22 protein-coding genes and 2 pseudogenes are annotated in these 24,135 nt (G+C 43.7%); 5 read left to right on the forward strand and 19 right to left on the reverse strand.

Going from position 1 to position 24,135, the window contains the following annotated elements:
* Positions 1–100: 100 nt before the first annotated feature.
* The 3 genes from ACLGGO_RS16400 to ACLGGO_RS16410 are packed head-to-tail and all read right to left on the reverse strand — an operon-like array spanning position 101 to position 1,846.
* Positions 101–985, reverse strand: a complete 885-nt coding sequence (locus ACLGGO_RS16400) for an ABC transporter permease (protein ID WP_446420100.1) — start codon at positions 983–985, stop codon at positions 101–103.
* Complete coding sequence (locus tag ACLGGO_RS16405) at positions 982–1,419, reverse strand: NUDIX hydrolase (RefSeq protein ID WP_446337837.1); 438 nt, start codon at positions 1,417–1,419, stop codon at positions 982–984. The genes ACLGGO_RS16400 and ACLGGO_RS16405 overlap by 4 nt, the downstream gene beginning before the upstream one ends.
* Before the next feature lie 31 nt (positions 1,420–1,450).
* On the reverse strand, positions 1,451–1,846 hold the full coding sequence (locus ACLGGO_RS16410) for a hypothetical protein (protein ID WP_446420101.1): 396 nt from the start codon (positions 1,844–1,846) through the stop codon (positions 1,451–1,453).
* Between the two features lie 833 nt (positions 1,847–2,679).
* On the opposite strand from ACLGGO_RS16410, the gene ACLGGO_RS16415 reads away from it, so the two are divergent.
* The 4 genes from ACLGGO_RS16415 (at position 2,680) to ACLGGO_RS16430 (ending at position 6,373) form a co-directional block, all read left to right on the forward strand.
* Positions 2,680–3,846 (forward strand): RRXRR domain-containing protein, encoded by a 1,167-nt coding sequence (locus ACLGGO_RS16415; protein WP_446420102.1) that lies wholly within the window; start codon positions 2,680–2,682, stop codon positions 3,844–3,846.
* Between the two features lie 55 nt (positions 3,847–3,901).
* Positions 3,902–4,777: a bifunctional methylenetetrahydrofolate dehydrogenase/methenyltetrahydrofolate cyclohydrolase FolD gene (gene folD, locus ACLGGO_RS16420; RefSeq protein ID WP_446337834.1), complete on the forward strand. Its 876-nt coding sequence runs from the start codon at positions 3,902–3,904 to the stop codon at positions 4,775–4,777.
* Positions 4,778–4,835: 58 nt separating this feature from the next.
* Positions 4,836–5,765, forward strand: coding sequence for a geranylgeranyl diphosphate synthase CrtE (crtE, locus tag ACLGGO_RS16425; protein ID WP_446420103.1), 930 nt, complete (start codon positions 4,836–4,838; stop codon positions 5,763–5,765).
* Positions 5,766–5,911: 146 nt separating this feature from the next.
* On the forward strand, positions 5,912–6,373 hold the full coding sequence (locus ACLGGO_RS16430) for a divergent PAP2 family protein (RefSeq protein WP_446337832.1): 462 nt from the start codon (positions 5,912–5,914) through the stop codon (positions 6,371–6,373).
* A gap of 26 nt (positions 6,374–6,399) precedes the next feature.
* On the opposite strand, the gene ACLGGO_RS16435 is transcribed toward ACLGGO_RS16430, so the two are convergent.
* On the reverse strand, positions 6,400–6,729 hold the full coding sequence (locus tag ACLGGO_RS16435; RefSeq protein ID WP_446337831.1) for an MgPME-cyclase complex family protein: 330 nt from the start codon (positions 6,727–6,729) through the stop codon (positions 6,400–6,402).
* Between the two features lie 129 nt (positions 6,730–6,858).
* Entirely contained in the window at positions 6,859–7,602 is a 744-nt protein-coding gene (locus ACLGGO_RS16440) for a pyridoxine 5'-phosphate synthase (RefSeq protein ID WP_446420104.1), read from the reverse strand.
* Between the two features lie 96 nt (positions 7,603–7,698).
* Here ACLGGO_RS16440 and ACLGGO_RS16445 point away from each other — a divergent pair.
* Positions 7,699–7,917: pseudogene (locus ACLGGO_RS16445) on the forward strand (DUF4058 family protein); the annotation flags it as partial.
* Between the two features lie 577 nt (positions 7,918–8,494).
* Here the strand turns inward: ACLGGO_RS16445 and ACLGGO_RS16450 are convergent.
* The 14 genes and pseudogenes from ACLGGO_RS16450 to ACLGGO_RS16515 all read right to left on the reverse strand — a co-directional run.
* Positions 8,495–8,674 (reverse strand): annotated as a pseudogene (locus tag ACLGGO_RS16450) (hypothetical protein); the annotation flags it as partial.
* A gap of 269 nt (positions 8,675–8,943) precedes the next feature.
* Positions 8,944–9,870 carry an NAD-dependent epimerase/dehydratase family protein gene (locus ACLGGO_RS16455; RefSeq protein WP_446420105.1) on the reverse strand — a complete coding sequence of 309 codons (927 nt, stop codon included), beginning with the start codon at positions 9,868–9,870 and terminating at the stop codon, positions 8,944–8,946.
* Positions 9,871–9,879: 9 nt separating this feature from the next.
* Positions 9,880–10,428 (reverse strand): dTDP-4-dehydrorhamnose 3,5-epimerase, encoded by a 549-nt coding sequence (gene rfbC, locus ACLGGO_RS16460; protein ID WP_446420106.1) that lies wholly within the window; start codon positions 10,426–10,428, stop codon positions 9,880–9,882.
* A 77-nt stretch (positions 10,429–10,505) separates the two neighbouring features.
* On the reverse strand, positions 10,506–11,870 hold the full coding sequence (gene rfbH, locus ACLGGO_RS16465; RefSeq protein ID WP_446420107.1) for a lipopolysaccharide biosynthesis protein RfbH: 1,365 nt from the start codon (positions 11,868–11,870) through the stop codon (positions 10,506–10,508).
* A 36-nt stretch (positions 11,871–11,906) separates the two neighbouring features.
* Positions 11,907–13,094, reverse strand: coding sequence for a glycosyltransferase family 61 protein (locus ACLGGO_RS16470; protein ID WP_446420108.1), 1,188 nt, complete (start codon positions 13,092–13,094; stop codon positions 11,907–11,909).
* Between the two features lie 58 nt (positions 13,095–13,152).
* Complete coding sequence (locus tag ACLGGO_RS16475) at positions 13,153–14,172, reverse strand: hypothetical protein (RefSeq protein ID WP_446420109.1); 1,020 nt, start codon at positions 14,170–14,172, stop codon at positions 13,153–13,155.
* A gap of 28 nt (positions 14,173–14,200) precedes the next feature.
* Positions 14,201–15,343, reverse strand: coding sequence for a CDP-glucose 4,6-dehydratase (gene rfbG, locus ACLGGO_RS16480; RefSeq protein ID WP_446420110.1), 1,143 nt, complete (start codon positions 15,341–15,343; stop codon positions 14,201–14,203).
* Positions 15,328–16,158 (reverse strand): glucose-1-phosphate cytidylyltransferase, encoded by an 831-nt coding sequence (rfbF, locus tag ACLGGO_RS16485; RefSeq protein ID WP_446420111.1) that lies wholly within the window; start codon positions 16,156–16,158, stop codon positions 15,328–15,330. Before rfbF ends, rfbG begins: the two co-directional genes overlap by 16 nt.
* Positions 16,159–16,302: 144 nt before the next feature.
* Positions 16,303–17,151 (reverse strand): glycosyltransferase family 61 protein, encoded by an 849-nt coding sequence (locus ACLGGO_RS16490; protein WP_446420112.1) that lies wholly within the window; start codon positions 17,149–17,151, stop codon positions 16,303–16,305.
* Positions 17,152–17,172: 21 nt separating this feature from the next.
* On the reverse strand, positions 17,173–17,487 hold the full coding sequence (locus ACLGGO_RS16495; RefSeq protein WP_446420113.1) for a hypothetical protein: 315 nt from the start codon (positions 17,485–17,487) through the stop codon (positions 17,173–17,175).
* A gap of 505 nt (positions 17,488–17,992) precedes the next feature.
* The gene (locus tag ACLGGO_RS16500; protein WP_446420114.1) at positions 17,993–19,264 is read right to left on the reverse strand and encodes a SufS family cysteine desulfurase; all 1,272 of its coding nucleotides are present in this window, start codon (positions 19,262–19,264) and stop codon (positions 17,993–17,995) included.
* Positions 19,265–19,564: 300 nt separating this feature from the next.
* Positions 19,565–19,774: a hypothetical protein gene (locus tag ACLGGO_RS16505; protein ID WP_446420115.1), complete on the reverse strand. Its 210-nt coding sequence runs from the start codon at positions 19,772–19,774 to the stop codon at positions 19,565–19,567.
* A gap of 693 nt (positions 19,775–20,467) precedes the next feature.
* On the reverse strand, positions 20,468–23,245 hold the full coding sequence (locus tag ACLGGO_RS16510) for a TIGR03960 family B12-binding radical SAM protein (protein ID WP_446420116.1): 2,778 nt from the start codon (positions 23,243–23,245) through the stop codon (positions 20,468–20,470).
* Positions 23,246–23,500: 255 nt separating this feature from the next.
* Complete coding sequence (locus tag ACLGGO_RS16515) at positions 23,501–23,875, reverse strand: STAS domain-containing protein (protein ID WP_446336920.1); 375 nt, start codon at positions 23,873–23,875, stop codon at positions 23,501–23,503.
* Positions 23,876–24,135 lie beyond the last annotated feature (260 nt).

Below are 24,135 nucleotides of genomic sequence, written 5' to 3' on the forward strand. Positions count from 1 at the left end.
GGATTGGGCGAAGCATTCGCGTTGAAATGTTGGCAGAAAACCGATAGATTTGGGCGCGAATGCTTCGCCCCTACGAATGTACCCCTGCACCCCTGCACCCTTATCTTCCCTCTTGCCAACGGGGGTTGATAATCTCCGTTAACCCTTCTCCTAATAACGATAAGCCAACAACCATGGATGTCATCGCTAAACCGGGGAATAAAGCTGTCCACCAAATGCCTGTGGGTAACGCATCTAGCGCTTGACGCAAATCATGTCCCCATTCTGGAGTTTCTTCCGGTAGTCCCAGTCCCAAGAATCCCAGTCCACCTAAGATTAAAATAGCGTCGGCGGCGTTGAGGGTAAATAAAACCGGGACGCTTTGAATTACATTGAGAAATAGGTAACGGGAGAGAACCCGCCTAGGGGAAGCACCCATGGCTTGCGCGGCTTCGATAAATAATTCAGTTTTGACGCTGGCGGTATGGTTACGGACAACGCGATAATATTGAGGAACGTAAGAAATACTCAGTGCGATCGCGGCATTGAAAACGCCTCGCCCCACGACAAAGGCTAGGGTAATGGATAGCAGCAATCCGGGCAAGGTATAGATCGTATCCATCAAAAATAGCAACACCCGATCTAATCTGCCGCCTAGATATCCACTAACTAACCCCAAAGGAACACCAATAATTAAACTCAAGCTAGTTGCCAGAATCACCACCTTTAACGCCGCTTGGGAACCAAATACGGTACGGGAGAAGACATCATAACCTTGGCGTGTAGTACCGAACCAATGTTCGCTACCAGGGGGTTCGTGGATGGGGTTGATCAGGGATGCGGTGGGATCTTGTAGCCATCCCCATGCTTGAAAGGCAGGAGCGAAAATAGCGATGAGGATAAAAACAGAGGTAATCACCACTCCCACCGCCATGAGTTTCATTGACAGGCTGGCATATTGGCTAAAACGTAAAAGATGAGGCAATCGCAGTCGCGTCAGGGTCATTGGTAAGGTTTCCTCGCCAAAAAATCTAATAAAATTGTCTGGTGAGGTTGCCCCAGGGGACGCACCTGACCCGCTATTTCCGAATAAGCCTGACCTGTCTTAATGTCTTCGGGCGTCAATAAACCCAGATCCCAGCCTTCTTGTAATACCAATTGATTCAATTCCACCGTTAAAGGGGCATGGAATATATGACGAATAACGTGGGAATCATTATAGCAATCAAACTTTGCCAATTGGGGAGGAGTATAGGAAATTTCTTCGAGTAATTCTCGCCGCATTGCCACCTCTGGAGTTTCTCCTGGCTCAATATGACCGCCAAAAAATCCCCAGCACCCCGGATAAAGAATGCCAGGGATGTCGTTCCTAAGCTGCATGAGAAACCGTCCCGAACGGTAGAGAATCGCGATCGCGACTTCAATAGATTGACTCTTCATTCTTACCAATAACAAATGACGAATGACAAAATTATTCAGCCTTCCGTTCAAGCTGTTCTGTTTCCTGAAGGTAAACTTCACCCATTTCTTGCCCACCAATGGGAATACTTTGGAATTGTAGCTGTCCCCCAATTACAACCTGATCACCCACATTGGGAAGTTCTTGATTGCTCACGACCCAAATTTTACCCGTGGTATCCTGAAGTTGATAAGCCCCGGAGTTTAAAAAAGGGGCTTGGGCGATGACTTGACCTTGAAGATAAAGCACCGTATTGGCATTCTGAGCAGATTGGATCTCACCAATCGCTGTGAGATCTACGGTATGAGCGTTACCCATACCATTCGGAGTACCCAGCAGGGGGACATTGCTACAACTCACCAGTCCTCCCCCAAACAGTAAAACGCACATTGGCAGGAGATAAAACATAGTTGACCTTTGGCGGATTGGAATTGACGAGCAAAGACGTGAGCGATGGTCGTTTTGAGCAGACATTGCCGTAACTGTTCCCCACGCTAAACGGTTTACATCCCGGTTATAGCTTAGATAGTTGAGAATTGAATACTGAGCAGTGGCACCACTGCCCGTACAATAATCAAAGTCCTTAGATGTCTGTTAACCTGCCCGTCAACTACCCCGCCTATAGTCTAGCTATAGACGAAGCTTGAAAAAGTTTATGTTGACCAGCCTAGGTTCTCACAGAACTACGTTATGTCCAAGTGTTAAAGTTCCTACCAGGGAATGCGTAGCTAGTTCCCTGCTCTAGAACCCCACCATTAAACAGGTCATAGGGAAAAGCCAGTGTGGTGGAGAAAGTACCGAGACATAACTTTGGCGAAGCTAACGTTACTCCGTGCGGGGAAGACGCCCAAAAACCATTGGGCAATTGGGTAGAAACTGCACCTCTTTCTACCCACCACTTTTGAATCAGTTCACTTACTTAGGAGGCGTGGCTTTCGTCTTCGTCCATGCTTATTGGTATGGCAGAGAGAGGTATCCAGCCGCGAAATATTATTCAACAACCCTAACCTAGCTATCGCTGCTCTGTTAGGGATTGCTAGAGACAAATCTGGCAACGTAAGCGTTGAATATCCGCATCGAGTCTAAACCTGGTACAGACTTCCGGATACTTCCCTAGTCCGGATCACTCTAAGACTTTTTGTCAAGTCGCCGTAGAGACGCCCAGCCGGGGCGTCTGTACAGGACATCTTGGTTTAGATGCGGGAAGGGACTAAACACTTTCACTCGTGAGGTTTATCACCATGTTACGAGTACCAGTTTTATCAAAGTCGGGTAAGCCTTTAATGCCCACCAAGCCTAGCCGCACTAGACGTTGGCTAAAGGAGGGTAAAGCCAAGGTGGTACATAACGACTTAGAATGCTTTGCCATTCAGTTAACCTTTGACGCACAAGAGAATGTTCAACCTATAGCCGTGGGTATAGATCCTGGCAAGCATTATTCCGGAATCGGGGTTCAGTCGGGTTCCTTTACCCTTTGGATGGGGCATTTAGTCTTACCGTTTAAGACAGTTAAAGAACGGATGGAGTTGCGGCGCGTCATGCGTCGAGCTAGACGCGGTAGACGGATTAACCGGAAGCTACCTTACTCTGAACGATGCCACCGCCAAAAAAGGTTTGATAACCGCAAACAAAAAAAGCTACCCCCCTCTATTCGAGCCAACAAGCAGCTAGAGTTACGGGTACTCAAGGAGTTGTTTAAGCTGTTCCCCATTAGTGCCATTCACGATGAGTTAGTCATGGCTGATGTGGACAGAACCAGTGGTCGCAAGTCGGCTCGGTCTGGCGTTGGGTTCTCTCCAGTCATGATAGGACAAAGGCAAATGCTGACTTGGCTGTCTGAACTAGCCCCCGTCACGACTCACCAAGGATGGCAAAGGGATGGTCATGGAACTAGCCAGCTTAGACAGTGGCTAGGGTTAGCTAAGGATAAGAAAAACAAGGCTAATCAGACACCAGTAACCCATGCTGTTGATGGTGTTACCTTGGCGGCGTTTGAGTTCATCCGATGGCAGGAATGGCACTCAGACAATGCCAAGCATGGCGGATGGTGTGGCAATGTTCAGATCACACCTGCACCCTTTGCAATAGTCCGCAGACCGCCAATCAGCCGTAGACAGTTACACCTGTGTGTTCCGTCCAGGGGAGGCAAACGGCGCAAGTATGGCGGCACAGTTACCCGCCATGGGTTCAGAAAGGGCGATAAGGTTATAGCCAAAAAAGCCGGAAAAACTTACATCGGTTGGTGTTCTGGAGACACCAAAAAGCAGGTTTCAGTTAGCGATGTTAACTGGAAACGACTAGGACAATTTAGTGCTAAAAAAGTCCAGTTGTTGCAGCGAAGCACGGGGTTAATCGTCGTGCCTACAACTGGATTGTCAAACCTCGCCGCGTCGAGCGGTTCGGTTTGACCTCTATCCCTCTCCGGCTTGCTTCGCTGAAGCCGGAGTCTCACGAGGTAAAGCGATGAAATCTGTTTACCCTCAGTTACTGGATGGCAAAGCCCTGGCTCAACGTATTCAAGATCAGCTCAAAGCGGAAGTAGAACGGCTCAAATCAACCTATGGACGCCCACCTGGATTAGCGGTGCTAATGGTCGGCGATGACCAGGCTAGCGCTACCTACGTGCGGAATAAGGAACGCGCCTGTGCCAAAGTGGGAATTGCCTCCTTTGGGCAACATTTTCCGGCTGATGTCTCTCAAGCCGAGGTCGAGCAAGCCATTCACCGTCTCAATCAAGACCCAAACGTCGATGGTATCCTCCTGCAACTTCCTTTACCCGAAAATCTAAATAGCGTCTATTTACTGCATCAAATTAATCCTGATAAAGATGTCGATGGACTGCATCCCCTAAATCTAGGGCGTCTGCTGCGAGGTGAAACTGGACTGCGAAGCTGCACCCCAGCGGGAGTGATGCGCCTGTTGCGGGAGTACCAGATTGATGTGAAAGGGAAAAATGCTGTTGTCGTGGGGCGAAGTATTTTGGTCGGTAAACCCATCGCACTCATGTTACTCGAAGCGGATGCTACAGTAACCATCGCCCATTCGCGCACGCAAAATTTGGCTGAACTGACCCGTCAGGCGGATATCTTGATTGCTGCAGTCGGACGCCCTAATCTAATTACGGCGGATCAGGTTAAACCAAATGCCATTGTGATTGATGTGGGTATCAATCGCGTCACCGATACTCAGGGAAAATCCCGGTTGGTGGGTGATGTGGATTTTGATGCCATTCGGGATATGACCCAATTTATCACCCCGGTTCCTGGTGGCGTTGGACCGATGACGGTGACGATGTTATTGCAAAATACTGTTTTCAGTTATACCAGGGCTAACTCATAACGCCCCTAGGCTCGTAGAATTGTTAAGACAGTGAAAAGACGATTTAAGGAATGATGGCATGGTAGCAACAGATGGGCGACCTGCCCCCAATGGGGAACCCCCAGCCTTTGATTTATCAACCTATCTCAAAGAGCGGAAAGCTCTAGTTGAGGTTGCTTTAGACCGTTCTTTACCCCTAGGTTATCCGGAAAAGATTTATGAGGCAATGCGCTATTCCCTCTTAGCTGGGGGGAAACGACTACGTCCGATTCTTTGTCTGGCAACTTGTGAACTGATGGGTGGCACGATTGAAATGGCAATGCCAACCGCCTGCGCCCTGGAAATGCTCCACACGATGTCGTTAATCCATGATGATTTGCCCGCTATGGATAACGACGACTACCGTCGGGGTAAACTCACCAACCATAAGGTTTACGGTGAGGATATGGCGATTTTGGCTGGTGATGGTTTGCTGGCGTATGCCTTTGAATATGTTGCCGCTCAAACTCAGGGAGTTCCAGCCAAGCAGGTGTTGCAGGTAATTGCTCGTCTAGGTCAAACCGTAGGTGCGGCTGGATTGGTTGGGGGTCAAGTGGTTGACTTGGAATCCGAGGGAAAATCGGATATTCAAGAGGAAACCCTTCATTACATTCATACCCATAAAACCGGAGCGTTGCTGGAAAGCTGCGTCGTCTGTGGCGGAATTTTGGCGGGTGCAACCGATGCGGATATAGAACGCCTGTCTCGCTATGCTCAAAATATTGGTTTAGCGTTTCAAATTATTGATGATATCCTGGACATCACCGCAACTCAGGAGGAATTAGGCAAAACTGCTGGGAAAGACCTGCAAGCGCAGAAAGCAACCTATCCTAGCCTCTGGGGACTAGAGGCTTCTAAAGCTAAAGCTCAAGAGTTGATTGAAGAGGCTATTGCCCAACTTGAACCATTTGGTGAGCGTTCTCAACCCTTAATTGCTCTGGCTGATTTTATTACCGCACGAACTTATTAGTTTTTTGTCGGGGAATAAGGAATAAGGGAACAGGGAACAGGGAACAGGGAACAGGGAACAGGGAACAGGGAATTCAAGAGCAACTCCTTGTAATTTGTGACTGCTTAAACATCCGTTGATCAACAACCCATTTTAACTGAAACACGATGCAGGATTTTAGCAATATCCTAAACAACCAGGTACTACTGGTTGCGCTGATTGCTTGTTTAGTGGCTCAACTCCTGAAGCTACTGGTCGAGTTAACAAAAGATCGGAAATTTAATCTCCGCACTCTAGTGACGACTGGGGGGATGCCTAGCGCTCATTCAGCCCTAGTTACCGCCCTAGCTGCGGGTGTGGGACAAACAATAGGATGGGCATCTCCTGATTTTGCGATCGCGACGATTTTTGCAATCATTGTTATGTACGATGCCGCAGGGGTTCGACAAGCCGCAGGTAAGCAAGCTCGTATCCTTAATCAAATTATTGATGAGTTATTTCAAGAAGGCAAACAGTTTAATGAGGATCGCCTCAAGGAATTGCTGGGGCATACCCCGTTTCAAGTGATTGTGGGTTCAATCTTAGGTGTACTTATTTCTTGGTTAGCTGCCCCAGCTTATTGTTTTTAGGGGTGGGGTTTGACGAGAAACCTCGTTTATGATACAGAGGCTAAGGACGCGATCGGGTCAGGAATTGTATCCGATGGGGCTTGAAATTCTCCGGTTTTGACGAATTCTAAGCGCAGCTTTAACCAGGTAATAAATTTAGGGTTGGTTGAAATAATAGCGGCAGTAAGTTGAGGACATTCTTGTTTGACTTGCGCCATTTCTGGAGCCTCTAAAAATGCGGGTTGTTTGACCAGCCAAAAGTCAATCTCTTTTCCTTTATCTTGGTAGTCTTTTGTTCGTTCTCTAAGAACTTCTTCAAAGGGTTCTTCTTCAAGTAAGAAGCGTTGACTGGCGACTAGATAGTAATAGGTTTGCATGGTTTTAACTGGGTGATTGGGAACGTTTTGATTGTGTAGGGGTGGGTTTCACGACTATCATCTCTTTTTGACCCAGATGTAACTCGCGCCCGCCCCGATCAATTGATAGAGGTTTGACCCTTCACTTCGCTAGTTGGGCATGGTTTTAACCTCATCTTTTCTCAGCATGGCTTGTTTCATTTCCCGAACGGCTCGTTCTAATCCAACGAGTGAGGCTCGTGCGATAATGCTATGACCAATATTAAGTTCTTCCATCCCTTCTAAACGGGCTACAGGGTAGACATTCCAATAGGTTAAACCATGACCTGCATTCACACGCAACCCAGCCGCGATCGCATCTTGGCATCCTTTGGCTAACAGATCCAGTTGGGTTTGGCGACTGGCTTCGTCTTTGGCTTCTGCATACGATCCCGTATGCAGTTCGATAAACTTGGCGTTGATGTCTGCCGAGGCTTCGATCTGGGCAGGATCAGCATCGATAAATAGACTAACGGGAATTCCTGCCTCTTGCAACTGAGCCACTACTTCACCGAGACGGGATTTTTGACCCGCAATATCTAATCCTCCCTCAGTGGTGACTTCCTCCCGCCGTTCTGGAACTAGGGTAATATAGTCTGGTTTAATATCGAGTGCGATCGCGACCATTTCCTCTGTCGGTGCCATTTCCATATTTAAGTGAGTTCGCACCGTCTGACGCAAGAGTCGGATATCCCGATCTTGGATATGGCGTCGATCTTCCCGCAGGTGTGCCGTAATCCCATCAGCACCCGCTAATTCGGCTAACACCGCCGCCGCCACCGGATCGGGTTCTACTGTGCGCCGTGCTTGTCGAATGGTGGCGATGTGATCAATGTTGACGCCAAGGGTTAGCACTTACGTTTTTTCTCCTGAAACCGTTTTATCTACAGCCCTTTATTGTATCCGAAAGTATCATAGAACTATCAAAACGATGCCCGTCCTAGTCTACTTATGCCTTCGCCGTTTCCAGGGATGAACCCCTATCTAGAGAATCCCGAATTTTGGTCGGAAGTCCATCACTGGCTGATCAGTATCCTGGCTGAGACATTGAATCCTCAACTGCTTCCCAAATATCGAGTTGCGATCGAGAAACGGGTTTACCAGATGAATGGAGATGATGCGCTGTTGGTGGGTATTCCTGATGTGACAGTAGAACGCTCTCATACTACAATCAACCCAAACCAATCGGGAGCATCCCATTTTGGAAAAGAGAGAAAAGTTATTCGCGAGCTATAATCGCGAATAATCACTTAACCTAAATATTTAGATATCTTCTTGCTCAGAGTCAAAAGAAATATCTAGTGGCTCTCCCGTACTTGTGGTGGAAAACCCTATATTAGTGATAGCTTCCCTAAAAAGATTGTTTTGAAAGCCTTGCCCCAGAAAGTTTCCAAGAATAATCAGGTTTGCTTATCACCATAAGTACGGAAGACCCGTATACTCTAGCAATCCTCTTTGAGTTGTGACAGGTGAAAAACTTGAAACTCAAGTATAGCAAGGCTCACAGTTTTAGAAATTGCCACAACCTATTTAGGATTGCTATCTTATCTGTTGTAAGTCTTCGTGATCGCTCTTCACTGGTAATAGGCACGAGAGTGGCTGGAATCCCCGATCAATCAAGGTGGAGAGCGATTCATCCTCTTCCCCATCTCCAATTCGGTCACACAACGAGAGCCAACATCATCATTTTAATTCGCTAGTGACACTCGCGAATTAAATATTTAACCTTCCCGCCTATTTGCCAAAATGGGATGCTCCCTAAAGCGGCGGCTATTCGGTAAAGGGTGGTATATCCGGTAGGGGCGACGGATTGGAAATAATCGGCGATTAAATCATGGGGAAATAATTCACTATCAATGAACCGTTGCATCCAAAAAACATGCTGGCGGGCATCGTCTTGCACGATATAGGCATGACTAAAGGCTTCAAAAAAATCCTTTTTTTAACATTGTACTTACTTCCTTGGCGTATTTTTTTGTTAAAATTAATTTATTTTACTTTGTGTTTGAGGTTTTAATTTATCCTGTCTTTAGCTTACTTGATAAAAATTACTGTAGGCTTCATAGCCTCCCTTTTTGGGATGCCTAAATTTTCTTGTATAGATATAAAATCTTCGGTAAAATACGCTCCTATGATAATTAACTTATCCATTTTTACTTCGCTTTTAGACTATATATGCTACGGTGGGTTTCTTTTTTATTCCACTGACTTTATGCCTTTAAATAAATCAACAAAATCAACAATAAAATTTTCTATTCTACCCCTTGGCTCATAAATTTCTTTTAAGTATTTACTGGTATAGGTAAACTCGTTCCTTTGGGGAAAATATGAACTATATATATTATTAGGAATAACCAATTCAACTTTATTATTAAAATTATTTATCATGACATTCTGTACGAGTTCAGCCAAGCCTCTAATACTAATAGTATTCACCCCGTAAATATGTAATAAAGGTATTTTTTCTATTAAAACATACGAATTTTCTATAACTCTACAAATATCATTAACTGACACAAAGTTCCTTTTTTGTAATCCTGGTGTTTTCAGCACTATTTTATGCGTTTCGATAGCTTCTCGGCAAAACGCTAGGGGAACTAGAGTCCATCTGCCAAATTTATCGAGATCGACAGGAATCCCAAAGAAATTACTCGGTCGAATAACCATTCCCTTGATTTTTCCTTCACGAGTATACATTTGAACATATTGCTCAGCTTGCAAATGGCTGAGTCCATAATCATTAACGGGCAAAGGTTCTGTTGATTCGTTTATCTCACCTTTGGGATGCCCAAATACATGAAATGTAGAGAGATAAATAAAATGTTCAATATTATTTTTTACACAAAAGTCTAAAGCCGCTTTAGTACCTACAACATTTTGATAAATGCTGCGATAGGGTTGTTCTCTACACGTCACTTCATGAGCTGCAGCCGCATGAATAAACAGATCCACATGGCTGTCTATCGTTAATTTAGCAAATTGTTCTGGCGAGTCGAGATCACACCAAATGTCTGCATTATCTTGGCGACAGGCTTTTAGAACTTGCCATCCCTTATCTTCAAAATATTGACAAGCAATTGAGCCAAAATAGCCATTTGCTCCCGAAATAATTAGGCGGATCATACGATTTACTTAATTCTTATAAATAAAGGGACTTTGGAAATTGGAAAAAGACTTGAAACTTTTATCCCTTTCTGAAACAATTGGATCTAGAGCTTGCCAGGATATACCCACTGAATCCCAGTGAATCCCTGTATCATATTTAGCCGCATAAACGGTAGAAACTTTATAAAGCATAATAGCGGTTTCACTCAGAACATAAAAGCCATGGGCTAAACCCGGAGGAATGTACATAATATTGGCTTTCTCCGCACTCAAATCAAAGGTTTCAAACTTACCATAAGTAGGTGAACCAACCCGTAAATCAACAACCGCATCCATAACTTGACCTTGAACACAGTAAACCATTTTAGTGTGTTCGTGTGGAGGGAGTTGAAAATGTAGCCCTCTCAATGCATTTTGGTAAGAAATGGAATAATATTCCTCTGTAAATGTTGTCTCCAGTTGATGCTGTTTAAACACCTCTTGATGAAACGTTTTAACGAAGCAGCCACGAATATCTTTTAATATCATTGGCGTGATTTCGTAACAGTTAGGAATCGTTGTTTTACGAATTTCCATGCTTCTGAATAGGGTTGATTTTTAGGTTTCCCGATGATTGGCTAGAATCTATTCTGCTGGCTAAGTTCCACTCTTATTCAACCCTCTCCTGATTTAGCCCGACAAAATTCTCGAATCGTTGCTGCTACATAGGTTAACATCTCTTCGGTCAACCCTGGAAACACCCCAACCCAGAATACTCCCTGCATTACCCGATCTGCATTAGAAAGATCTCCAATAACGCGGTAATTTAATCCCTGGTACAAGGGTTGTCGCACCAAATTGCCGCCAAACAACAAGCGAGTACCAATGCGTTTCTCTTCTAAGTATCGCACTAAATCATTCCGGATAAACGGTGCATCCTCTTTGACATAAATCGGAAAACCAAACCAACTCGGTTCCGAATTCGGTGTCGCTTCCGGTAAGACTAAAACATCCTGTAAAGCCTGTAATTGCTGATGCAGAAACTCAAAATTTTGTCGCCGCTTTGCCACAAAATCGGGTAACTTATCTAACTGAGCCACGCCGACAGCCGCTTGCATATCGGTCATCTTAAGATTGTAGCCGACATGAGAATAACTATACTTGTGATCATAGCCAAACGGTAAGTCCCCCAATTGCCAGCCAAATCGCTTCCCACAAGTATTATCTACCCCAGGAGCGCACCAGCAATCCCGCCCCCAGTCGCGAAACGATTCGACAATTTTCTTTAAACGAGTATCGTTTGTTAATATGGCTCCTCCTTCCCCCATCGTCATATGATGAGCCGGATAGAAACTTACCGTTGCTAAATGTCCAAATGTCCCTGTTTTTTGACCCGCGTAGAGACTTCCCACCGCATCACAGTTATCCTCAACTACCCAGAGATCATGCTTTTGAGCAAACCCCATCACGGCTTCTAGGTTGAAGGGATTGCCTAAGGTGTGAGCAACCATAATCGCTCGGGTTTTATCAGACAAAGCCGCTTCTAACTGATCAATGTCAATCTCGTAGCTGGGTAACTTGACATCCACAAAGACTGGCACTAACTGATTTTGGAAAATGGGATTCACTGTGGTGGGGAAGCCAGCGGCTACGGTAATGACTTCATCCCCAGGTTTGAGTCGCTTCTCGCCTAATTTGGGTGAGGTTAGGGCGGTGAGTGCCAATAAATTCGCTGATGAGCCAGAATTGACTAACAAGCAGTGTTTGATTCCCATCCACGCGGCAAATCGCTCCTCAAATTCTGCCGCATACCTGCCTGTGGTTAACCAAAAGTCTAAAGAGGCATCGACTAGCTTGATTAATTCGTCTTGATCAAATACTTTACCAGATACAGGAATGTAGGTTTGACCCGGCACGAATGAGCGAGGTGCGAATTTGAACTGGTAGTAGTTTTGAACAGCCTCAAAAACTTGCGATCGCAGGTTTTGCTCTTGTTCATGATTATTAGATGATCTAGAGTTGGAAACGGATTGAGTCATAACCAATTTACTCGAAATTTAAGTATTATGTACAATTTACGTGACATTGTCGTATTTATGTTTTTTCTCTAATTCAAGCATTTGTTCTACAACCTCTGATACATTAACTCTGAAATCCAATCTATGTGTCGTCGCTTTCTGCGTCGCTACATGAGACTTTTCCTCTAGTCCATTGCAGTATCCATAGGTGTGATTTAGAGATTTGGCTAAATAGTAGTAATAAGTATGAACATACTCATTTGGGAATATCTCTAATACTTTAATTTTACGAGAAAAAATTATGTTAGTTAGTCCTGCTCCTAATACTCCAATGACATAGTCAGCATCAAAAAATAGCTCTATTTCGGCTTCTATTGACATATCTTCAAGGAAGTATTTTTTAAATCCATGAGGTTTTAATGCTTCAAAAAGTTCGTCTTCATTTATCATTTTTCTCCATTTTGCCTTTTCTCTAGAAATAAAAATTCGGTTAGCTTTTTTACTTGCTCGTTTTGGTAGTACTTTGTCTTGAAAAAATTGAATATATTTTGAAGGTAAATAACCACATTTTTGATACGATCGAGACATTACAGTAGGGAAAATTAACTGCTCAATAGAGTAAAGTCTGTTACAGTTCTCCATAACTGTTATTTTGATGTTTTTCGGAGCCAACTTGTCGATAAAAAAACGCTCTATAGTAGTGGGTTCACTCGAAAACAATAGCTTAATTTCATCAATATGCTGATACTCGGGTTGATTAAGCAAATAGAGTCTCGGAATTGCATCCACCAATGTATGATAATGATTGTTGTGATGATTTGATCGCCTTATTATGCTACAAATACCTGATACTTTTTGGGTTCTAGTAACAAAACTAAAAAGCTTTGTAGCTTCCACGTTTACTTTTTTTATTAAATCATATATCTGATGAATTGATATAACGTATATATTAGGACTAGTTTCTTTTATCATTTTTCTTGACTCTGTAAATATCAAGTTATATTTGGGATAGTAAATAACTTTGCTTAGATGAGCTGAATAGATAGTTGGAATAGAATAATAGTCTGAGTGTATACCCTCAATCAAGTTGACAAGATTCATTTTTTTGACTTCTGGAGTTGCCACAATTTCTGGCTTAATCGGATATAATTTTTCAGCATTAGGGAATAGCTCTTCTAGCGAATATGATGGTAAGATGTATTTATCAATTATGTATCGGATTTTTGTGGAAGCTTTTGTAAACATGATGTTTCTCTCTTGGTTTGATTGAATATGAAATCTGTCCTAATACGTTGCACTGAGGTCACGGCTTTGAATAAAACAATTTTCCATCTTCTCGTCCTAAATACTCCTTAGCAACCTTTTGATTTGATTCTTCACATTCCTTCATAATACTGACTCTATCTTTCGTTGATATTAGTTCTTCACTAATTAAAAAATCGGGAATAAAACGTGACATGTATATGGCTAATTTTATCCGTAAGTTTATGCCTCTTCTCAAAAAACCATATCTTTCATACAAGTACCAATATTTCTTACTTTTTTGTAACAATTTTATTAATCGTCTTATTTGACTGGTTTCTTCTATTAAATCAATTAATTTTATGACCTTCCCAGAATAAGAAGTATTTTTGCTCATAGAACTACTGAAGTTGAAGTTGCTTTCATTAGGGTTTATATGATTTAAATGAATGTTTTCCAAAAAATCCTCAAACAGACTACTATTTTTCATCTGTTCTTTTTCAAAAGGTCTAACAATGACATTCTGGATACCAAATGACTTTTTCCAGGGTTCAAGAAGTTTGTAATAATTAATTCTCTTTGTCCATTCCAAAATAAAATTTCTCAGGTTTTTTTTATCGAGAGCCATATTTTTTATATGTTCACAGTAAAATGATCTGATAAATTCATCTTGTCTCCTTACATAAATAATAACTTTAGTATCATACTCCTCTAGCATTGTTTTTGTTAGAGCAATCAGATCAGGATTATAAAATTCTTGCCTGCCAGTAAAAGCTTCCGAATAAATTATAATGTTTGCAGCTTTAATCGTCTTTATTTCTATTTTTAAATCTTTCAAGCTACCTTCCCAGACATCTTGATTAGCCCACGGAGCTTTAGAGTCATAAATTTTAAGCAATGCCTTGGCTAAACCATGATGATAATTTGTACAAATTGTGATGTTCCGATCCTTTGATATTCTGCCAGACTTAGGATACAAATACCCTTTCTCTAAAAGCTTTTCTTGGTTATTTGATAAGAAGTGTTGTAGGGAAGTTGTTCCTGTTTTTGGCATACCAATGTGTAAGTAAACTGTTGTCATATTTCTATCTACTCCTTGTGTTTCTTTTTCAGTAAATCAGCTCTGGATTCGTTTTCACTACAGCATCGGCTTGATACTGCTCAATTTGCCGCCACGTTAAAGCTTGAAACTGCTCACTATCTCCTGACGCAATTTGAGCCGCTTCCTGATACCAAGCCACCGTTTCCTCAACAGTTTGCTCAAAATCCCAAACGGGTTGCCATCCCAGGACATGAAAGGCTTTGTCCGTAACTAAGTTAAGTAACGTCGCCTCATGAACCGCTCCGGGTTTCGACTGATCCACCCAAGACCCCGACCAATGTTGTAAAATACACTCAACCAAATTCTGCACCGTCCGGTTTGAGGATAGCGGCGGACCAAAATTAAACGCCCCATATAATCCCTGACGATCCTGCATCCAATCCGGGCTAGTTAACTGCTGATAAATCCGCTCGGCTAATCGGATATAGCCACTCAAGGGTTCTAACACATGCTGCCAAGGGCGAGTGGCATGGGGATTGCGTACCTCAATTGGTTCCTTCGCCATCAAAAAACGCATCGCATCGGGTACAATTCGATCCTCTGCCCAATCCCCACCCCCAATCACATTACCGGCTCGTACACTAGCAATGCCAATGGGAATATGACTGCTTTTAAAGAACGAATTACGCCAAGAAGCGATCGCTAACTCAGCCGCTGCTTTACTAGAACTGTAAGGATCATACCCTCCCAAGGGATCAGTTTCTCGATATCCATACACCCATTCCCGATTTTGGTAACATTTATCAGTGGTAATTAAAACAGCCGCACAGGGATGGGTTAATGACTTCAGGGCTTCTAGAACATGAATTGTCCCCATAACATTAGTATTCCACGTCTCCACCGATTCGATGTAAGATCGTCTGACCAAAGGTTGAGCCGCTAGATGGAAGACAATATCGGGTTGCCATTCAGTAAATAAGCGGCGTACCAACTCTCGCTCCCGGATATCCCCAATCTGATAGTTCAAGTGATTAGCTAAACCCAGTTGCTCAAATAAGGCGGGAGTCGTGTTGGGCGCTAAACTTAGACCATAAACTTCAGCCCCTAAATGCAGTAACCAAAATGATAGCCAAGACCCCTTAAAGCCTGTCTGCCCTGTGATAACAACCTTTTTCCCGTGCCAGAATGAACTCATCACCATACTCTCCACAGGGCTTTGCCAGAATTATAGAGATTGTTCAACAGCTCCATTTCCCGATAAGTATCCATGCACTGCCAAAAGCCATCATGCTGATAGACGGCTAATTCTCCTAACGTTGCCAAGGTTTTCAGGGGTTGTGATTCAAAGGTCGTCTCATCTCCTTCAATCAAATCTAGCACCTTGCGGTGCAGGACAAAATAGCCGCCACTAATCCATCCTTCACTCGTTTGCGGCTTTTCTTGAAAATTGCTGACTAGGTTATCTTCGATAATTAAGTTACCAAATCGAGACGGAGGACGAACGGCGGTTACCGTGGCTAATTTCCCCTGGCTACGGTGGAAGTCTAATAGATCAGCGATATTAATATTCGCCACACCATCCCCGTATGTTGCCATAAAAACTTCGCTCCCTATCCGATCCAAATAAGGAGCTAAACGTTTAAGTCTTCCCCCTGTCAGGGTTTCTGCGCCTGTGTCAACCAACCAAATCCGCCAGTTTTCTTCATGATGCCCATGGTTCAACTTGGTCACTTGCTTGCTGCCTAACTCCAACAGGATATCATTCTGATTCCAGTCGTAGTTGAAGAAATAGTTGCGAATCATGTCCCCTTTATAACCCAGGCAAAGCATGAAGTCGGTGAAGCCGTAGTGGGCGTAGGATTTCATGATATGCCAGATAATCGGGCGATCGCCTATCGAGATCATCGGCTTGGGGCGAAATTCTGTCTCTTCTCTGAGTCGAGTCCCCTTCCCACCACACAAAAGTGCTACGGGAATATTCACTCTTGAGGATTGAATGGCTAAGTCATTCGATTGGTTTACCATAAGCCACTTACCTGGGTATGGGTCTCGTTGATCATTGACAACTTTTCGCCTATTTTTACTAGATATTGGAATAGGTGTCAAGTCGTCAACCTGAGTTCAATCTAGCCCGTCTAACTGAAGTCTATCCTTGGGCAGAACTTCAAGTTAACAGGTTGTTTGCTCATGTTGCTTTTCTAATTCAAGCAAGCGTTCTACAACTTCTGATACATTCACTCTGAACTCCTTTATAATTGGAACTTTAAAGGTAGGTACCCTAGAACGTAGAGAATTATATCCATAACAATATCCATAAGTGTGTCCGAGAGATTTTGCTAAATAGTAGTAATAAAGACCACTAAACTCTGATGCAAATAACTCTAATACCTTTATTTTATGAGAAAAAATCATATTAGTTAATCCTGCACCAAATGTTCCTACTACATAGTCAGCATCATAGAATAGCTCGATTTCATCTTCTATTGACATATCTTCGAGAAAATATTTTTTAAACCCATAGGGTTTTAATGCCTCAAAAAGCTCTGCTTCATTTATCATGTATCTCCATCTTGCATTGGCTCTAGAAATAAAAATTCGGTTAGCTTTCTTACTTTCTCGTTTAGGCAATACCTTATCTCGAAAATATTCAAGATATACTGACGGTAAACAGCCACCATCTGAACTAGACAGAAAAGAGGGAAATATTAGTTGCTCTGCTAAGTAAAATATTTCCGGATTCTCGACCACAGTTATTTTAAGGTTTTGAGGAGCCAGTTTTTTTATAAAAAAGCGCTCTATCGTAGTCGGTTCACTTGAAAGCAATAGCTTAATTTTATCAATTTTTTTATATTCAGGTTGATTAAGTAAATAGAGTCTCGGTATTGCATCTACCAAAGTATGATAATGATTTGTTTTACGCTCCTCTTCTGACCTCATTACGGTACAAACACCTGAAACATGTTCAGTCTTGCCAACGATACTCGCAACCTTTATATTACTAAAATTTGTTAAATTCAATATTGGGTAAAGCCTTTTTTTTCAACCAACGTCTTTAGTTTCTTCTATGGCTTTTCCTGACTCTGTAAATATCAGATTAGATTTGGGATCAAAAATAACTTGACTGAGATGGGCTGTATAGATATCTGGTAAAGAATAATTGTCTATTTGTAAAGGTCGCTTCCGACAATTCATTTGTTTAATTTCTGGAGTAGCGACAGTTTCTGGCGGAATCGGATGTAATTTTTCTGCATTAGGGAATAACTCTTCTATCGAATGCCAGGATAAAAACCTTCTGGCTATTTTACATCTATATTTTGCGTAATTTTTTTGAAGGGTTTTGAAACCTGTCAACATTGCACTTTTCTCCTTACGTAATAATAAATTGTACCAACTAATCTTATCCCAGTTTTAACTGTGGTTGAATTACAAATATCACAATATTTTAATAATTGCAACCCCAATACAGCAAATTGCCGACTTATAGCGACCGCCACAACGGTTAGGACACTAAACGTGCATCGACACAATAAGCGGGAGCATCCCGTTTTGGACAAAGCATTACCTCAAGTAACGCAATTGCAAGGGTTTCAGCCCCATTCAAAGAGCCAACGTGCCAAATTGGGATGCTCCCCAATAAGCGGCATTCATATGATGTCCTAATGACCCTGGCGACTGCTATATAAGGTACACCTAGATCACAGGAAACAGGAAAAGGATGTTACTCACTTTTGATCCCCGGAAGTGTCACCCTAGAAATTTGGGCTTTTTGGCGATTTGGGATTAGCGATCGCCAAACTCTGTTTTGTATCCAATTGATACAGTTTTACTGTAGCTCCGGGAGAGCTGATATTGATAGTTGTTATCTTGCCTGACATTGAAGCGCTATCACAAAGGGAATCGCCTCTTTCAACGCACAAATAAATGTATCAATCTCCTCGCGGGTATTATAGAAATAGGGACTCACGCGAGCCGTGCAAGGAACCCCTAAAATCCGGTGCAAGGGTTGAGTACAATATTGACCCGCCCGAATCGCAATGCCCGTTTTATCCAACACTTGAGCTAACTGATAAGGGTTAATCGTTCCGCAGGTAAATGAGGCTAAAGCGGCTCTACCACTCCCATCAGCTTTTGGTTTAGGACCATAAATTGTCAGACTGGGAATGGTGTTTAATTGCTCAAACAAATAGGTAGTCAGTTCATGTTCATACGCCTCGATTTTGTCCATACCAATAGCGGTGAGATAATCCACGGCTGCACCCAGCGCGATCGCTTCCCCCGTGGCGGGAGTTCCGGCTTCAAAACGGTAGGGGATATCAGCATACGTGGCATGATCTAAAAAAACCTCGGCTATCATCTTCCCTCCCCCTAAAAATGGCGGCATTTCTCTGAGAACCTCTAATTTCCCATACAGAAAACCAATCCCTGTGGGAGCGCACATTTTGTGTCCCGACGCCGCTAACCAATCGCAATCAATGGCTTGTACATCAAGTTTTAGGTGGGGTGTACTTTGACAAGCATCAATTAATACTTTTGCGCCATAGTGATGCGCCATTGCGGTAATGTCTTGGATTGGATTAATACAGCCTAACGTGTTAGAAACATGGACAATGGATACCAGTTTCGTGCGATTAGAGAGTAGAGTTTTAAACTGGTCTACGTTAAATTCTTGAGTGTCGGTTAACTCGACAAATCTTAACACAGCACCTGTGCGTTGGGCAATCTGTTGCCATGGGATCAGATTGCTGTGGTGTTCCATCACCGAGAGAATGATTTCATCTCCAGGCTGTAAGTTTTTCCCTCCCCAAGTGGATGCGACTAAATTAATTCCTTCTGTGGCGTTGCGCGTATAGATGATTTCTTGGGCAGATGTGGCATTAATAAATGTGGCAATTTTTTGCCGCGCGTTTTCGTAGGCTTCGGTGGCTTTGGAACTTAGGGTATGAATGCCTCGGTGAGCATTGGCGTTAGTATGCTCATAGTAGTTCTGCCAAGTCTTAAGAACTTGTAAAGGTTTTTGGGAGGTTGAGGCATTATCGAGGTAAACTAAAGGTTTACCGTTAATTTTATCTTGCAAAATCGGGAAGTCAGCCCGAACTTTGGCGGCAAGCTGTTGTTCTGTTGTAAGTATCATAGGAATCCAGATTGAAAATTGTCTGTATATTGTTCTAGATCAATTTTCATCTTGAATGGCATGAAATCCAATAAAAAAAATGATAAATTAAGTATCATTTTCTCAGAATTGCCATTGGTGATTGAACAGAGAAGGATTTTCCCGTGACTTCAACCCCTCAATTCTACTGTCTCAGTTCAACAAGTGCATTCGTTTTTATCGTATCCCAGCTTATTTCTGACACTTGATAAACCTTTGAGTGTCCTGAGAACGTTTACTTTTCAAGGTTTCTGAGTTTTTCAGCAAGCCCTATTTAGCTTTTCATTCCATATCTTCTTGCTTCGCTTGCAAGTCATCTCTTGCTTGTGCATCCGAGATAGCCTGCTCTCGTAAAATGTCGGCATCCGTCTGATTATTAGCGGTATTGGTAGAAGCTTGGTTGGATTTTTCACCCGATGTATACGGCTGCTCAATATCGCCGGGTGTTTCTAAGTCAGTCGGTCTAGTATCGGAGGATTTAGGAGTTTTCATCAGTTCATCTCTAGCACTCAATGCCTATAGGCTATCCAGGGGAAGTTAGTTTCTCGTCTATCCTGAGAATGAGTAGTTAGCCTTGGGTTTAAACCCAAGGAACCCAAGCGAAAGTCAGCTTTAGCTGACTAGACCAAGAATAATGGCACTGACTTAAGCCTTTTGGAATCGCCGGAACTCTTGCTATACCGTAGGTTAGGCACTATATATCAGCTTTAAGTTAGTACCATTCGGATTAAAAGTTTTAGTCCACTTTAGTGGACTTGAGCTTTTAGCCCGGAGTTTGAACTCCGGGCGGGTGTCAGGGCTTTAAGTCAGTGACATTCATAAAAATCCTTCGTTGTGGGAAACCCTGTGTCTTTAGACCAGGGAGGAACACGCGGTAGCGGTTTAAGAAGCATACCCCTTTCGGGGTGGAGGGGTATGGTTGCCCCTCCGGTTTTCACCCATTTCTGGGGTAAAGTTAGCCTCGCCAAGGTTATCGGTCGGTAACTGTCCAAAAAGCACTGTTTCAGTGACCTTAAAACTGTTTAACTTTTCGGTTCTAGAGCAGCAAACTGGCTATCGCATCCGCTGGTAGGTCTTTAACACTTGCCGATAACGTAGTGCGCTTAGCACTTAGGCTGGTAAGCACAGCTTTAACTTATTTGGCTAAAGCTCCGTGTATGCGAGACCGGGGTTGCTTACCCTAAGTTAAATCGCTTCACCTAAAATGAGCTGTTGTCGATGACTATGCAATAACTGAAATTCCTGTTGCACCACCTGCTCTAACATATAAATGATATCTTCAGGTCGCAGCAGGGTGCCGTCATTCCGACAACTGCCAACATAACGTAACACAGCAGGTTGAGACGGGGCGTCTGTTTTAACTTCTATCACTTCTAACTCAAATGTGCGATCGCGTAAATTCACAGACTTCTTCTTCCCCGACTTGGTTCGCTTCTCTAGCCAAATCGCCTCAGCCTGGTTTACCTGATTAACCCAGTCTTTCCACTGTTCCAGCGACGCTGATCCCGCTTCGGCTACCACCTCAAGCCGATACTCCGCTTTCTCTAATAGTCGGGTTGTCGCTAGAACCTTTAAATCCACTTCTTCAACCTGATAAACCGGGATATCCGGCGGAAGCTGATCCCCTAGCCGTTGCTGAAACTCTGCCACATCCATCGACTCGGTTAACTCAAAGTCGGCAATCTCACCACTACTAGACATCCCTAATGACAACGCATTAGCGATCATAATCCTCGGTCCAGGATGATATCCCCCACTAAAGGTAATCGGTAAGGATGCCCGTCTCACAGCACGGTCAAATAACCGGACTAAATCCAAATGACTGACTAATGTCATTTCGCCCAACTTACCGTACCACACCCGCAACCGCTGTGCTTTGTGTTGATTTGGCTTAAAGTGACCTGTAAATTCAGGAATTTGCGGCGGTTCAAAGACAATATTATGACCAAAATCGGTGCCACAGATCCCACAGTGAGAACAGCCCTCAAAGGCACAATCTGGGACAGTCGCCGCGTCTAGGGCGCGTTGTAAGTCTTCGATTAGCCAGTTTTTATCAATCCCGGTATCAATATGATCCCAGGGTAAGGGAGAAAGGGTGTAGGGGCGGGTTTCATTACTATCCTTTGCTTTATACCCAGATGCAACTAAACCCGCCCTGTCTAAGTGCGAGAGTTTTGATCCTTCGCTTCCCGAATATGACACCGGGTTTGTAGGGGCGGGTTTCACGTCTATCGTGTCTTGCTTCACCCCGATGTGACTAAACCCGCCCTGACTGATTGTTGAATCTTCAAACACATTCCATTCGCCGTTTTCGATTTGGCGATATTTCCAGGTAAGATCAGATTCTGCGATCGCGCCTTCCCAAGCGGCAAAAGCTTTATCTAAACTTTCCCACCACGCATCCATTCCCGCACCCAATTCCCACGCCCGACGCACCACCGCCGCCAAACGCCTGTCACCGCGCCCGACAAAGTCTTCCATTGCCGAAATTCGCACGTCGGTATAGTTGACTTTCACACCCTTAATCCGGCGAAAAGCATCGCGTAATAATTTTTGCTTGCGGATAAACTCAGACGTAGACACCGAATGCCACTGAAACGGCGTATGCGGCTTGGGTGTAAAGTTAGAAATAGTAATATTAAAGCTGAAACGCTTACGCCCCGATGCCCGACATTCTTGCTGCAACCACCTCACTGTTTCAGCGATCCCGATCACATCCACATCGGTTTCACCGGGCAAGCCAATCATAAAGTAGAGTTTAACTTTATCCCACCCTTGCTCAAACGCTGTCTTTACACCCCGCAGCAATTCTTCGTTCGTCAATCCCTTATTCACAATATCCCGCATCCGCTGGGTTCCGGCTTCTGGGGCAAAGGTTAAACCGCTTTTGCGCGTACCGCCGATAATATTGGCAATATTTTCATCAAAACGATCAACCCGTTGGCTGGGAAGAGACAGGGAGATATTCTCATCTTTGAGACGATTCTTTACTTCCAATCCCACGGCGGGTAGGGACAGGTAATCGGAACAGGAGAGGGAAAGCAGGGAAAACTCATTATATCCCGTCGCCCGCATTCCTTTAGCGATCGCATCGACTACCTGCTCCGGTTCCACATCCCTGGCGGGGCGGGTTAACATTCCCGGTTGACAAAAACGACATCCTCTGGTACAACCGCGCCGAACTTCAATCGTCAGCCGATCATGAACAGTTTCTATATAGGGTACCAATCCAATGGAATACTCTGGCATTGGCGTGGCGACTCGCCGCAGAATCCGCGCTGGTACATCAGCACGATTGGGATGAACTGAACCATCCTCTGCCATGTCGTAGAATTGAGGTACATAAACGCCGGGGATCTGCGCTAAGTCTAAGAGTAATTCTTTGCGAGTTAATCCAGCGGCTTTGCCTTGTTCGATAACTAAACCAATTTCGGGGAGTAATTCTTCCCCATCACCTAGCGCCACGAAGTCTAAAAAGTCGGCGTAGGGTTCTGGGTTGGATGTCGCAGTTTGTCCCCCAGCAAAAATCAGGGGGATTGCGGTGATGCTATGATTTGCCCGTTCTTGCCAAGTGAGGGGAATTTGGGCTAAGGAGAGCATTTCCAGGATATTTGTCGCCCCAAGTTCATAGCTGAGGCTAAATCCCAAGATATCAAAGTCTGTGAGCGATCGCCGATTTTCGACAGCAAACAGGGGTGTCTGAGTTTCCCGTAACTTTGCGGCTAAATCCGGCGCAGGTAAGTACGCGCGATCGCAAAGTTGTCGAGGTTGAGTGTTTAGGATGTTGTAGAGAATAATATGCCCTAAATTAGATGCACCCACTTCATAGACTTCTGGGTAGGTTAACACCCAGCGCACCTTAGCGGCGTCCCAGGGTTTATGAACAGCACCTAACTCGTTTCCCAGATAGCGGGCTGGTTTGATGATGTCTTTGGTCAGTAGTTTCTCAGGTACGATCGTCATGACAACCTTGCCCCTCTGATCAGGTACGGTTAACCCTTACAACTCATCCATCTTACAGAAGACTGGCAATAATGCCTAATGGTCGTCAGACTATTGTTCTGTGACTTTCTCCAGGAAGCCAAAAAGAATGAATCAGGGGAGTGTACAATTCACCGACTTTATGATATTATTACTGTTTCTACAGATCAGGGGCATCTGTTTTACAGAATTATCAGGGTACACTACTAACTTTTGGGTTAGCTGACAGCCAAAGAATCAAGCGAATGCCATTGTCCTGCTTTGGTTTTCTGCTTTATTTGTCAAGGTTGCCAAGAAAGCCTCATAGCTGTCAAAGATTTCCATGGCTTGATCCAGTTGAGTCAGCTCAAAAATTATCCGAACCGAATCCCCCACACGGCAAATGCTAAAGCGCTGGTTTCGCTGTTGCGCTAAACGTAACGCTGATACTAAGATACCCAAGCCCGCACTGTCCAAGGACTCTACCTGCTCCATGTCAATCAGCACCGTAGAATAGCGATCCGACAAAATAGCCGATTTCAGTTGGTGGTCAAATTCTAACGCATTGGAGGCATTGACCTGACCCGTTGGTCTAACGATTGATAATTTGGAGTTTAAAGTTGTGATTTCCATAGCTCGCTCCTGGTGATTTGTGTAGGTTAAGACATTTGACTAGAGAATCCACCTAAAGATAGCGCGTCACTTCTTAAAGTTGCTACAATTTTTCATTAACACTGGGTTAAGTGGGTTAAGATTCTTCTGTGTGGGGTCTTTGTTTCACTTTAATTTTTAGTTTTCCGTAAAAAAATATGGATTTTTGTATCCAAATATACTAAGGTATAACTACTTAGTTAAGGAAGCAATAGCCCACAATTTATGCTTCACGAAAAGTT

Source organism: Coleofasciculus sp., from assembly GCF_046565525.1.
Classification (GTDB): Bacteria; Cyanobacteriota; Cyanobacteriia; order Cyanobacteriales; family Coleofasciculaceae; genus Coleofasciculus.